This window comes from Paenibacillus sp. LX16, assembly GCF_036252815.1.
Taxonomy (GTDB): Bacteria; Bacillota; Bacilli; order Paenibacillales; family Paenibacillaceae; genus Paenibacillus; species Paenibacillus polymyxa_B.
On sequence record NZ_CP141152.1, the window covers coordinates 5,288,717 to 5,301,887 of the forward strand.

The following is a 13,171-nucleotide window of genomic DNA, read 5'->3' on the forward strand; positions in this document are numbered from 1 at the left end:
TCCACCTTCTCATTATACTAGAGACCTACGCGGCCTGTACCATTAATCAGCTTTTCCAGCAGTTGATCAAAAGTTGTCATGAACCGGGAAGCTGCACTGTAAGCATGTTGGAACTTGATCATGTTTGACATTTCTTCATCAAGTGACACCCCGCTGACGGATTGGCGGTTCAAGTCCACTTGCTCAGTCAACAGCTGCGCATTCTGCGATTGTCGCTCTGCTTCCTGAGTTTGGACACCTAATTGCCCAACAATTGCACTGAAGAAATCATCTACAGTGGTAGTTTGCGCTTGAGTTGTATTAAAACCAAATTTTACATTTTTCAGGCTCGCCATAGACAATGCCAAAGCATTGTTACCTACAGTTACCTTTTCATTAGCTGTTCCCGTTCCATCTACACGCAAAGAACTGGCAATTTTATTGGGATCATCTTGAATATCTTTATTCAGCGTAATGTTACCCGCTGTTATAGCAGCTCCATCTTTGGAAGTAAAGAATGCCCCACCTTTTTGTGGTGTCGTACCACTGAGTGTGTATCCCAATTGATGAAGTCCATTAATTCCTTGTACAGTTACTTTCAAATCCGTGGTCAAGGTTCTGTTGTTATTCGCATTTGAGTAAGTCACTGCTGCGTTGTTGACACCTGAATTCAGTACCGTTCCCTCAGGCAGAACTGTACCTGCGGGTAAAGTAATTTCAATGTTACCATTCGCCAATGTATTAGCTAACTGGTCCATCTGGGTTTTGTAATCTGCTACATATTTATCTCTGGATAAAATCATACCATACACTTCACCACCAGTTAACGCTCCACCTTGATATGCAGCCTCAAGACCAGCCGCCGTAATAGCAGTTACCTCTGTGCCCGCTACAGCTATCTGTCCTGCCACGGTTACTTGATAACCGTTATCCAGCTGAGTTACCTGCACGTTCGCAAGCTTGGACAACTTATCAACTGCATAATCCCGCTGATCACGCAAGTCATTTGGATTATCCCCAAGCTGTTCTAACTTGTAGATGTTACCATTCAGGTCCGCTATAGACTGCAATAACGAATTCATCTCAGATGTTTTTAATGTAACGTTAGTAGTCAAATCAGAACTGAGTGCATCCAGTTGCTTGCTAGCCTGGTTCATTGCATCTGTCAGAGCAAGTGTAGTCTCTTTTACAATTTTGCGATTCGTGACATCCTGAGGGTCTTGGCTCAGATCGGACCATGCATCCCAAAAATTATCCATGACCTTACGGATACCTGTATCAGAAGGCTCATTCATAATGGTCTCGAGCTTGTTCAGTGTGTCATAACGGATGTCCCATCCACCTTGAGAAGAACTTTCATTACGATACTGATCGTCCAGAAACGTCTGACGAACACGCTCAATAGCAGTGAATTCAACCCCTGTACCCATTTGACCTCGTACAACGGAACGGTTCAAACCATAGGCTTCCATAGATTCCGAGGCCTTCATACTAACCACTTGTCTGGAGTAACCAGCTGTATTGGCATTTGAGATATTGTGTCCGGTTGTATTAAGTGCTGCCGTTTGTGTGTTTAAGCTTCTTTTCGCTGTTTCTATACTATGAAATGTTGAGACCATGTTTTCCTCCTTCAATTAGGCGCGTGTATCAAATAGTCCCGCTCGTACAGTAGAGGTGCTTTTGTCAGCTGGACGCTGATAAACCGCTTCAGATTCCGCATAATATGACATACTCTCAATAGAAAAATCAATATAGGAAAGCGCCTGTTGTATAAGCTGTTGATTCAACTCATTTAATTTTTTCAATTCTACAAGTGTATCCGCTAGATTTTTTTGAATTTGCAGGAGGCGCTGCTTATCTTCTACATCAAACACAAGACGAGACAACTCCGTAATATTGAGATTCAACTTAGACTTAATACCACGTTCCTGCAAAAATTCATATGCTGCCTGCAGGCGTCGCTCATCCAGCTGTTCAATGTGTCTGGACATCTTCGATTCCTGGTTCATGACTAGAATGAGCTGATCTACCTTATTTGATATCAGTGCTTCTTTTTTTTGATTTCCTAATGCAATCAACTGCTCGTGAGCCTCTCTAAGCTGCTCTAGCACATCAATCAATCGCTCTAAAGGCATATTCCTTCACCTAGCTTTCAGAAGACTGCTTGAAGTAAGGTAACAGCTTCTCTGCAATTTTATCGGCATCCACACGATAGGTACCAGAAGCTACTTGCTGCTTAAGCTCCTGAATTTTCTTAACACGATCTGCATCACTGCTGCGGTTCAGCATTTCCATCGCTTCCGGAGAAATGGAAACCTCGTCCTTGCGGCGGGATTTCTTTTGCTCCTCTTGACGTCCTGTTTCAATATTTCGTTGGTATGGATTAATAGCTCCGATGCGGTTGGTCTCGTTAATTTTCATAACTTCCACCTTCCTTAGTTATTTGATATGGTCAGAATGTATCAGACGACATAGCGTCGAACATGGTTCGTATTATGCCTCACTTCTTTATTTTGTGCATGGTTGCTAAAAATAAAAAAACCGATAAGCTCTATAAAGATTATCGGCGGTATTTGAAACTTTTTGAATAGCTGAATGCGTTTTTAATTCCCCTGTACTACTTTCCACGAAGTTTATCAATCGCGCTGTAGGTACCTGAGCCCATATTATTACTTTGATCCTGATTACTACTTTCGCGTACAGCCTGATGCAGGTCTTTAGTCAGACGTGTTCGACAAGAATCGCACATATGCCCTTCACGAATCGGTATCCCGCATACCTCGCAAGGATACGTCATATTGGGCGCATTAGCAATGGAAATACGTCCCTCACGTATAAATGTCGTGATTTGCTTTACAGATACCTCAGTAGCCTCTGAAAGCTCATGCATATGAATGCCCTTATTTTCACGTATATGTTTGACACAGCGTTCGTATTCAATTTCAATTTCTTTAATACAGTTCTGACAGATTCCCCTGACGTTCTTAATAAACAGCTTTCCACAGCGAGGACAGTTATCCAAATTCATCCTCTGTAGCGCCCCTTTCCAATTTCCGATCTTTAATTACTTTTATCCTTACATTAACTTATAATGAAGAGCCTCGTCTAGCAAATATTTCAAAAAAAGATTTTCAGATTTTACACAATTGCACATTTTATAAGTTATCATATTTAAAAGTATAAGAGAGAATGATCCATCAGCAAAAGTTTCTCTATATTTATATGCATCAATATGCAATGACATAAAAATAAAGAAAGCCCATGAAAGCTAATAGCTCAGCCTAGTGCATGTATCTATTTATCGTCAAACATTACACCGTACTTTAGATAGAAAATAAAATAAGCGCCATTCCAGTTATTATCGGGAATAGCGCTTCATTATAAAATTAAAATAGCTATATGAATATGAGTAAATGCAGAAATTAATTATCAAGATGAGGGAAAAACCGGGCGAAACAATCCTCAGAAGAATTCATGTTCACCTGTGCCCCGAATGATATCAAGATAGCCCTGTAAATCCGGGGGAACGGCGCCCATACGAATGCTCCGCACATGGAGTGTGGGTATTCATAAATCTCATGGACCTAACATCATCTCAACTTATAACCTATCTGAAATCAAGCTAGATACATCAGTGGAAATTTGCAGCCCAAAAAAACAAGCTATTTCACAAATAATTATTCAAAAAAGCATTGTTTTAATAGAGGCCTTCCCGTATACTATAGTCAAACGCTTGGTTTAAAAAACACATGTCGTTATACATTTATAATGATAATTATTTATTTGAGTTTGTTTGCGGTACTTGCAGTTCTTGGCCTGCTTTAATCAGGTTGTTGATTTTAACCAGTTCTTCAACAGTTACACCGTATTTTTCAGCAATAGAAGCCAGTGTGTCGCCATCTTGAACATTTACAGTAATTGTATTTACAGTTGTTGCAGGTGTTGTGGTTGTAGTCGTTGCTGGTTTTGTGGTTGTTGCTTGATTATTGTTCTCAGTGGCTGGTTGAGCTGGTGTTGTAGTTACTGCTTTTTCAGTAGTTTCAGTCCCAAAAACTTTTGCTTCAAATGCTTTTTGTGCTGCTTCTTGTTGTTCTCTCATGATTTGGTCTTCCAATTGTTGCTTTTCGTCATCGGAGTGGGATTTCGCCATTACTTGACCTGTTGCAAGTGGACTCAACAAAGATACTGCACCCAAACTAATTGCCAACATGCTAGATACCGCTACTTTTTTCATTACGTTTTTCATGTTTTTTTCTCTCCTCTTTTTAGCTTTAAATTTTAATTAACTGCTTTACTACTGAGCGAGACACTCCCAATGTCCGCTCTTTAGTCATTAGCTAATCACTTATTACCAATCATGTTAGCTATCAACAGATAGAAATTGTACTCCTCTTTTCCAAAAAAATCAACCTCTAAATTGAAATATTCTGTTTTCATCCCTCACTTCCTTACTTTTTGTTTGTCTCTATATTTTTATTATATACCTCTCTCTAGCTCGTTGTCAAATCCTGCTGATTGTACGGCTTAAAAGACTTTTGCTCTATCATTTAATCCTTTTTTCTAGAGAGTTATAACCTCTTTTTCATAGTTTCAAGCAAAATTTCATGGAAAATACTAGATATTTAGACTTATGATCTTGCTAAGGTCAGGCAAAAAATAGTCAAATGCATTCCTTGCTCTAATGCCTTTTCTCTCAAAGCACGTGCACACGCCTGCAATGTGCTCCCCGTTGTATAAATATCATCTACAAGCAAAACGGTAACGGAAAGCTTATTCTCCGTAACACATTGAGATTCAGCTTTTAAAATAAAAGACTTCAGCAAATTTGTCATATTGGGATGGACAGAAAACGCATTATTCATGGTGTTCATGCGTTCCTTTTTGGATTTAAAGCTTTGTTTGCCTGTATCTTGTGGACGAGCAAGTAAAGATAGGAAGGGGAGCTTATTCCGCCTAGCAATCTCTTCTGCCAAGATCTGAGCCTGATTGAAGCCTCGCTCTGTCAGCCTCTTCTCACTTACCGGGACACAGGTCACTACATCCACACTCCACAAAGATCGCTTGAAACGAGAATGTTTAAGACTTGCAAACTCATACCTCATCGCCTGATAGGCTCGATTCATGATCTCACCCAGCAGGGAACCATACTTTTCATTTCCACGATATTTGAACTGTCCAATCCATTCTCTCATCATCGGTGTATAGCTGGTTGCACTTCGATTGCACACATAGTAACGTACTAATCGGTCAAGCCTTACGCAATCCGGGCAAGACGTCGGACGTCCACAATAAACACAACGAATATTGTAAACCCAAGGAATTTGAAGCGAACAAGAAGTACAAATTCCGGGGAATTCAGAAAAACGCCCTGTGAGAGTGCCGCAAGCGATACATGTTTGGGACTGACGTTGGAATAGCCAATTCAAAAATAGACGGGTTGTTGGAATCATCCTCATACCAGAATGCACCTTTCTTGGTAGTTTACGTACTGACATTGTTTCAGGTTTCACATTTCCAAAAAAACTTTTTTTTATTTAATGCATTTAGTGCTTCGCCTCCTTCAGGTATCCTCTTTTCCGAGCCAGTGCATTCATACGTTTAATCTGTCTAATTGCTCTCTTTTGACCTCGAGTCCATTGGGGGGATGTAAAAATAACACCTCCACATGGGTCATCCTTGGACCTTCCTGCACGACCCGCCATTTGGACAAGAGAGGCTTCATCAAAAAGACTGCTGTCCGCGTCTAATATGTACACATCACTCCGTGGAACAGTTACCCCTCGCTCCAAAATAGTCGTTGTAACCAGAACACGTATTTCAGTAGCTCGAAATAAGCGCACTTTAGCGGTTCTTTCTTCATCCTGTGAGGAGGTGCCTGCAATAGGTACATCAGGTAATTGTTTAATCAGCAGCTTCACAAGTCCCTGAATATGTGAGATTCGTGTCACAAATAGGAAAACCTGTGCCCCACGTTGTATAGATACGCGTAGGCGTTGAATAAAGGATAGGGGAAGCCGACCTTTTTGCAGCCAATGTTGCACTGAAGCAGCCCCCAGGCGAAATGGGACAGGTAAGGGATGACGATGAAAACGAACGGGAACCTTGGCGTGTGGCAGTAGACCGCGTGCAGCCTCTTTCTGCAAGGATTGCGGTGGTGTAGCAGACAAATAGATAAACTTTCCCTTCGGCTTACATACTGCTCGTGCAGCAAAGGCAAGCATAGGATCATTGTGATAAGGGAACGCGTCTATCTCATCAATCACAACCAAATCAAAGGCTTGACGATAACGCAATAGCTGATGTGTCGTAGCCAGGGTCAACTGTCCCCTTTGCCACCGTTCTGCGCTTCCCCCGTAGAGCGTCACCATGCTCACATCGGGAAAAGCAATGGCCAAACGAGGCGCTAACTCCAGTACCACATCACGGCGTGGTGTTGCCACAAGTGCCGTTCCTCCGTGGTCCAACACATATTGCAATAGCGGAAACATCATTTCCGTCTTGCCTGCGCCTGTTACAGCCCAGAGCAGAAAACGTTCTACCGTGGTATCAGGTACCTGCCGATCAGCGTTATGCCTCGCACCTTCTCCAGGTTTCGGCGAAGGTTGCCTGCTGCGGGCAAGGTTGCTGCCATGCGAAGCGGCAGCATCTGATCCCCGGCGCGCAACCCTATCGTGCCGGAACAACGCCCGGAGCCCACGGCCTTCCGGGCGAAAACGTCCCCGCACTTCGCCGTGCGGTGCGGCCAAAAAGCGCAGCGCCGCTTCCGCGGCGGCACGCTGTGCAGGGCTCAGCCCCCAGCGGTCGAGTTCCGTCGCCGGGGCTGTGCCTTCTGTGTGTGGCAGGGCGGGTTTCGCTGCACCGCGCAGCAGCAGCGAGCACTCACGGCTGCGCCCCAGCGCGAAACATGTCTCGCAGTAAGCGCACGCCTTACGTCCGCACGATGCGCAGCTCGTGCGGTGCACTACCCCGCTGCCACAACGATTGCAGCGAAGTTCATGCGTACGTGCGGCAGACCAGCGCGTACGTGGTGCTGGAGCGAGGCCAGCAGCTAAGCTGAGTCGGCCTTGCAGATATGCAAGTTGTGCAGCGGATCGCCAAGTATGCTCCAAACCTGGCGCTGCCTCTGCCAGTAACGCTTCGACTTCCGGAACGAGTAACTGGCGTCCTGACAACAAATTAGCCAGCTCATTCGCTTGTCGTGTTAAACACTCCCTATCCAATCCATCAATTCCCGTGATTAGACTCTTTTTTTGAATAGAACGTAAAACTCCGTCTGTTTCCCGTCCCTCATCCCCACCTTTTGTGCAGGAAGTCCACCCTTGTACATGATCCCAAATGCATATATTTTCTACTCCTCCAGATAAAATTCGTTCTCTATCAAAAGGCTCAAGAGCCAGTTCACTTTTTAGCTGTGCGAGAATATAAGCCCACCACTGCCCTTTTCCCCATCGCTCCATATCTTCCAATTCCTTAAATGTTTCGCACAACTTTGTCCCCCATGACAAGGGAAGTTCATCTCCTAATACCACCCATCTTTCGACAACATTCTCCTGCCCCTCATCTTGATTCATCCACCATGTCATATCTACTCGAATATCCACAGATAATCGGAGAGTCCAATTCCCTTTATACCTCACTGCATATACTGCAATTTTCACCTTCCCCTTCTCCTCCCATTCATGATTTTTGTGGTTCTTGTCACCCCAGAGAACAGCAAAAAAGCACACTCCTATGGCTAATAGCCTGAAGTGTGCTTCACATCAAGTAGATCTCAACGAAATCCCTGTCGTCTTGCCTATGCAACTGTTTATAAACATTTATATCCGATTTTGACCACGATGTCCACAATCCCCTGTCGCTAAGGTACAAATGGGGCGTCCGCCAACGAATTGACCGTTCTAAGATCAATAACAACCTGCTTTTCACCGCCTGACTTCGGTAAGACCGGGTTCCCCGGTGAAAAACGACTTGAAATGACTGAAACATCCATATGACTATAGCGTACTAGACGTGTCAGAATCGGTAGCGTATCGTCCATAGATTCATCATCCAGTACCGTCACATGTAGCGGCCTCCGGTGTAGCCAGGCAAGTATGTTCAGCGAACGCATCACCCATTCCACACGATCTCCGTCATTGGACGTAATCACAATATAGCGAGTCGCGCGATGACCCGGAGATATTGCACGTGAATCTTCACCATTGTGATAAGCCTGAACCGCCTGTCGTATATACATAAGATGAACGACTGCGGCTCCCACACCGTATATAAGCAATATCCAAACCAAGTGAGCCGTCACGAGGGTTCCACCTCCTCCTATAGCGACAATATATGCCGTATAACAGGAAGAGGTGTCACGGTTATGTACTGGGTTTCCGTATGAGCGGACATATCGCTCCCAAAGAAAGGCGGTACAGCATTCATATCTATTAGCAGCTGCATCGTCTAATCATGGAAAAAAACACTTTACAGCGTAACCCATCCATATTTAATTGAGTTAATAACTGCTTGTGTACGGTCATCAACCTCCATTTTTTGCAGAATGCTGCTGACATGGTTTTTGACCGTTTTCTCACTAATGAATAAATATTCACCGATCATCTTGTTGCTCTTACCTTCAGCCATTAGACGCAGCACTTCAGCTTCACGACGGGTCAATGGATTATTTTCACCTGCGACAAACTTCACGCCGGCTTCCTTCGTATGACCTTCAGCCATAGCCCCTGTTTCATTCAGGTAGGTCATCCGGCGAAGCTGCTGAATGAGCTTACCCGTTACCTTCGGATGGATAAACGCATATCCTTCATGAACCGAACGAATTGCATTAATGAGGGACTCGGCCTCCATATCTTTTAACAGATAACCATTGGCTCCCTTGCGCAACGTCTCGAATACATAGCTTTCATCATCATGAATGGATAAAATGATAACTTTGACATCCGGGAACATCTCACGCAGTTTTTCGGTTGCCTCTACACCGTTTTCAATTGGCATATTAATGTCCATCAGAACAATATCCGGTTTCTCTACGTTACAGAATTCCAACACTTGAATACCGTCGCCACATTCTCCGATGACCTCAATGTCGTCCTCCATATTCAAAATACGTTTAAGTCCTTCACGGAACAACTGATGATCGTCCGCTAAGAGAACTTTAATGGGTGCATTACTAATTTCCTGATTTTCCATGTTGTTACTCCTTTCCCTTTTCCACGTTGGTTGGGATATGAATCACTATCTTGGTGCCTTGATTCTCAGCTGATTCGATCTCCATTCTCCCCTCGAGCAGTTCAACCCTTTCCCGCATACCAATCAGACCAAAATGCCCATGATCTTTGCTTTTTTGCTGAAAAAGCTCTGGCTTGAAGCCCAAACCATTATCCTGCACCACGATTTTTACAAGCTGCGCCTGATAGGTAATCTCAACAAGCACATAGGTAGGATAAGCATGCTTGGCAGCGTTGGTCAAAGCTTCCTGGATCAGACGGTAAATGGCTGCTTCCATCGCGGAAGAGAGACGGTGTTCCTTGCCCCTTGTTTCAAAAAGCGATCTAATCTTCGTTTTTTCTTCAAAATCCTGCACATATTTCCGGAGCGTCGGAATAAGTCCCAGGTCATCCAGGGCCATAGGACGCAAATTGAAAATGACCTTTCGCATTTCCTCAAGACTGGAGCGAACCTGTTTCTTCAAGTCTACTATTTCGTCCTGAACCATCTTGAATTCCTGCTTGGCGATCATTCTTTCCACAATTTCCGTCCTAAGCACTAGATGCGCAAGGAGTTGCGCAGGTCCATCGTGAATTTCACGAGATATACGTTTGCGCTCCTCTTCCTGAGCCAAAATAATTTTCAGACCAATAAACTGCCGATTTTTGGCCGATTCGATGATCCGCGTCACTTGTCCCAATTCGCCCGACAAATATTCCAGCACGACCCCCATCTGCGAACCGATGGTTTCGGCGCGCTCGACAGAAGCCTCGACACTTTTGGCCCGCTTTTGAAGATCATCTCTTCTGGCTTTGAGATACATTTCCTTCTCGCGGAAAATCATCACATCGAGCTGAAGCTGTGTTGCCTTCTCATAAGCCTGCTTGATATCCTCTTCCGAATAGCGAACGAAGTCACGGCTGACCTCAGTCAACCGAATGCGGGACCGCCGATAGTTCATTTCCAGCTGGTCCACCTTTTCGATCGTTTCTGCTGTTTCCTTCAAGACGCTCTGGAGCTCCTGATTTAACGTGACCAGCTCGGTCCGGGCCGTGTCCAATATTTCGAACATCTGATATTTGCTGTTCTCCATCACCTGGATGGCATTTTTAATGACTCGGTCTATGATATCGGCTTGAAAGTCCACAAATGTTCTACTCCAATCCTAGCATTTCAAGTATATATCATACCATATCATGACTGGAGGGTGATGGTCTTCGTTTCTTGTTCCCATTTTACAGTCATTCCTAACTGCTCAGACACGAGTCTTAATGGGACTAAAGTCCTGCCTCCTAGCACAATGGGTGCAACATCAGTGCTTTGACGTTTCCCGTTCAGAACAACTTCTTTTTTCCCTACGATCAAATCCATCAGCACACCGCCGCGCATAATGGTGATCCGCTGATCGCCCGCATTCCATTTGGCTTGTCCGCCAAATGCGTCCAGCACATACTTGATCGGAACATACGTTGAACCATCGCGAGTCATCGGAGCGGCATCAATCGTGGTCGGCGTTCCGTTCACCGTCATTGATCTTTGTCCAATCGTCATTTGAGCTGTTCCTTTTTTAAGTCCTTCTGTACCGACCGTTCCCGGTGTATTAAAAGAAATATTATCAAAAGCAACATTGCCTGTTTTAGCACGCTCGTCCTGACCCTCTGCCACATTGACCACATAAAGACGCTTCAGCTTCGCCGGATACGAAATATTCAAACCGCTCATATCTGCGTTAATGGTTTTCCAGCCGTTCCAGTCGATCACTTTAGCAAGATCAATATATGCTGTTTTGCCTTGAGCATCCTCTAACTCCGCACGCAACCAGTTCAGACTCTTATCCCCTCTGACATCAATCGAGACAGAAGTAGCCGCCTGTTCAAGCGTTTTCCCGGATGTGCCGTTCAATTGAGCGTAAGCATACATTTTACCACTGCCGTTCGTCATATCGTAGTTCAGCTCCAGCACTTTGGAATTGGCATGGTCGCCATCTCCTTGTACAACAGCCGCTGTGCCGGTAACACCTTCCACATTCGAAGTAAAATCAACCGGATACGAAACATTTTCGAAGTTCTCCCAGTTGTTTGTACTTGCTCCGCCAGCAGACAAGAAGACGACAGCGCTGAAACCATCATAGCGACCGATGGCATAGCCCGTTTTCACGCCTGCATCCACTGTATTTACTGTAAGCTGATTGTCCTTGACACTTCCCTTAAAGCCGATGAACTCCCATTTGAGCGCATCTGAGGTAATGCTGACACTCTGTCCATCTTTTGTCTTTGCCGTTACCGGTACAGCGATTTTAGCTCCAGCGGTAAGCGAGCCAGTTCCAGTGCCTGCGGTAAGTGATGAAATTTCATCTGCTCCAAGCACCGTGACCTTGGTTGTAGCGCTGGCTGAGCCACTAGATGCCGTTAAAGTAGCAGTTCCCGGTTTGGCTCCCTTTACAACGCCGCCGCTCACTGACACAACAGCCGGATTGCTGGATTTCCACGTCACTTGTACTTTCGAGGTATCGAATGGATTGTAGTAGTTGTCATAACCTTTGAAGGAATAGCTTCCGGTCTGACCAATCAGCAACGTTTTATTGCCCTTGATGGTGAAGCCTTTGAGCGTTCCTTTAGGAGCATTGGTATATACCCCCACTCCATTTACAATACTACGTTGCTCTGTGCCATATTCTGTATTGAACGTAAGCCCCGCTGTCGTATCTCCCAAATCACGAGTCACCATGGTGGTAGAGCCGCCCCCGTCAAGGTTCATACCCTTCCAGACGCCAATATCTTTCATCAGCGTTTGCAGCTCGCTCAGGGATACACCAACGCTGTTCCCATTCTTCTCAACAGCAATGACATAAGCGTAACGCTTGTCACGAGAATATCCCAGAGCTGTACGCGCACGCGTCCCGCCTATGCTTGTTGTGCTTCGAGAAAAAGAGGTTTTCTGACCGTCATTTACTAATATGGTATGTCCACCAATCATCATTTGAAGGTTAGAAGGATCTACTTCACTCCCTGTCGATTTAACCCGAAGGTGATAGCTTGTTTCTACCGTCTGTCCCACGGTCAGATGCGCTTTGGCATATTCAGCAGCTTTACCATGAGTACGTAAAATATAGCCATCCTGCGGAACAGTCATATTCAACGTAGCATTGTCAGAGACTTGTGTAACCACACCATTTTGTACCAATATCTCGGTAGGCGTTGTCGAGCTGTTTTTGGGCCGCTCAATTGCTTTCCAAGCAGATGTATAAATATACATAGCATTAGAGTGGCTATAGCCGCCCCCACTCGTCTCAGGCGAATACGAAGCCTTGTTCATCCCAGCCAAAGAGAAGGACGACCCATCTCCAGCTTTTACTGTACCTTCAAATGTAAACTGCTCCACCATCGGAGAACCATCTTTGGTTACAGCAAAGGCATACATACCCGTTAAATCAGACGGAGTAGACATCAACACACCCTTGGATACTTGTCCACCGATCGGCGCTCCCTCGCTGGAGGTATTAAAATAATCCCCGTTTACACCAGCAACTGCCCCGGTCTCTTTTGCCATGCCACCTGTACTCTGACGGGTCGTAAACTGTCCATTCTTCCCCGTCATGACATCCAGCTTAACGTACGGATTTTGCAAGTCCACTCGAATGATATCAGCCAGCGCTGTTCCTTTGGAACCTTTAAAACGATATTTCAATAATGTTGCACCCGAAGTAATGATCTCTTCGCCCAATTTTACAGTTGAACCAGAGGCTGCACTTGCGATTGGAGCAGACATCCAACCATTCAAGGGGATTAGAGCCCCAGTTCCAGCAACCGGACCGACCCATAATACCCCTGCCAGTGTTAACACGGCCCATCTTTTAGCGATTCCTCTGCCATTAACTTTCACTTCACTCTGTTTCTTATTACTTAAAAACATTTGGATAATAGCTCCCATCTTCAATGTATTCAAACGGTTTTGTTCCGCGCGTGTACTCTATCAATAAACAAAA

The 13,171-nt window shown here is 44.9% G+C and carries 11 protein-coding genes; all 11 read right to left on the minus strand.

Going from position 1 to position 13,171, the window contains the following annotated elements; genetic code table 11:
* Window positions 1–17 precede the first annotated feature (17 nt).
* The 11 genes from flgK to T3H97_RS23735 all read right to left on the minus strand — a co-directional run bounded on the left by flgK (window position 18) and on the right by T3H97_RS23735 (window position 13,098).
* The gene (gene flgK / locus T3H97_RS23685; protein ID WP_328801044.1) at window positions 18–1,598 is read right to left on the minus strand and encodes a flagellar hook-associated protein FlgK; all 1,581 of its coding nucleotides are present in this window, start codon (window positions 1,596–1,598) and stop codon (window positions 18–20) included.
* A 15-nt stretch (window positions 1,599–1,613) separates the two neighbouring features.
* Complete coding sequence (locus T3H97_RS23690; protein ID WP_076294041.1) at window positions 1,614–2,114, minus strand: flagellar protein FlgN; 501 nt, start codon at window positions 2,112–2,114, stop codon at window positions 1,614–1,616.
* Between the two features lie 10 nt (window positions 2,115–2,124).
* On the minus strand, window positions 2,125–2,400 hold the full coding sequence (gene flgM, locus T3H97_RS23695; protein WP_013312286.1) for a flagellar biosynthesis anti-sigma factor FlgM: 276 nt from the start codon (window positions 2,398–2,400) through the stop codon (window positions 2,125–2,127).
* 196 nt (window positions 2,401–2,596) lie between these two features.
* Window positions 2,597–3,007 (minus strand): TIGR03826 family flagellar region protein, encoded by a 411-nt coding sequence (locus tag T3H97_RS23700; protein WP_044648603.1) that lies wholly within the window; start codon window positions 3,005–3,007, stop codon window positions 2,597–2,599.
* Window positions 3,008–3,754: 747 nt separating this feature from the next.
* Window positions 3,755–4,225 (minus strand): LysM peptidoglycan-binding domain-containing protein, encoded by a 471-nt coding sequence (locus T3H97_RS23705; RefSeq protein WP_328801045.1) that lies wholly within the window; start codon window positions 4,223–4,225, stop codon window positions 3,755–3,757.
* A 382-nt stretch (window positions 4,226–4,607) separates the two neighbouring features.
* Window positions 4,608–5,489 carry a ComFC family protein gene (locus tag T3H97_RS23710; RefSeq protein ID WP_328801046.1) on the minus strand — a complete coding sequence of 294 codons (882 nt, stop codon included), beginning with the start codon at window positions 5,487–5,489 and terminating at the stop codon, window positions 4,608–4,610.
* Between the two features lie 33 nt (window positions 5,490–5,522).
* Window positions 5,523–7,637, minus strand: a complete 2,115-nt coding sequence (locus T3H97_RS23715; protein WP_328801047.1) for an ATP-dependent helicase ComFA — start codon at window positions 7,635–7,637, stop codon at window positions 5,523–5,525.
* A 200-nt stretch (window positions 7,638–7,837) separates the two neighbouring features.
* The gene (locus T3H97_RS23720; RefSeq protein ID WP_328801048.1) at window positions 7,838–8,278 is read right to left on the minus strand and encodes a hypothetical protein; all 441 of its coding nucleotides are present in this window, start codon (window positions 8,276–8,278) and stop codon (window positions 7,838–7,840) included.
* A 167-nt stretch (window positions 8,279–8,445) separates the two neighbouring features.
* Complete coding sequence (locus tag T3H97_RS23725) at window positions 8,446–9,168, minus strand: response regulator (protein WP_007432713.1); 723 nt, start codon at window positions 9,166–9,168, stop codon at window positions 8,446–8,448.
* A gap of 4 nt (window positions 9,169–9,172) precedes the next feature.
* On the minus strand, window positions 9,173–10,333 hold the full coding sequence (locus tag T3H97_RS23730; protein WP_013312293.1) for a sensor histidine kinase: 1,161 nt from the start codon (window positions 10,331–10,333) through the stop codon (window positions 9,173–9,175).
* A gap of 47 nt (window positions 10,334–10,380) precedes the next feature.
* Window positions 10,381–13,098 (minus strand): stalk domain-containing protein, encoded by a 2,718-nt coding sequence (locus tag T3H97_RS23735; protein WP_328801049.1) that lies wholly within the window; start codon window positions 13,096–13,098, stop codon window positions 10,381–10,383.
* Window positions 13,099–13,171 lie beyond the last annotated feature (73 nt).

Bases quoted from the DNA above. Each gene is read 5' to 3' on its own strand.
- flgK (WP_328801044.1), bottom strand. From the start codon at position 1,598: ATGGTCTCAACATTTCATAGTATAGAAACAGCGAAAAGAAGCTTAAAC.
- T3H97_RS23690 (WP_076294041.1), bottom strand. From the start codon at position 2,114: ATGCCTTTAGAGCGATTGATTGATGTGCTAGAGCAGCTTAGAGAGGCT.
- flgM (WP_013312286.1), bottom strand. From the start codon at position 2,400: ATGAAAATTAACGAGACCAACCGCATCGGAGCTATTAATCCATACCAA.
- T3H97_RS23700 (WP_044648603.1), bottom strand. From the start codon at position 3,007: ATGAATTTGGATAACTGTCCTCGCTGTGGAAAGCTGTTTATTAAGAAC.
- T3H97_RS23705 (WP_328801045.1), bottom strand. From the start codon at position 4,225: ATGAAAAACGTAATGAAAAAAGTAGCGGTATCTAGCATGTTGGCAATT.
- T3H97_RS23725 (WP_007432713.1), bottom strand. From the start codon at position 9,168: ATGGAAAATCAGGAAATTAGTAATGCACCCATTAAAGTTCTCTTAGCG.
- T3H97_RS23735 (WP_328801049.1), bottom strand. From the start codon at position 13,098: ATGTTTTTAAGTAATAAGAAACAGAGTGAAGTGAAAGTTAATGGCAGA.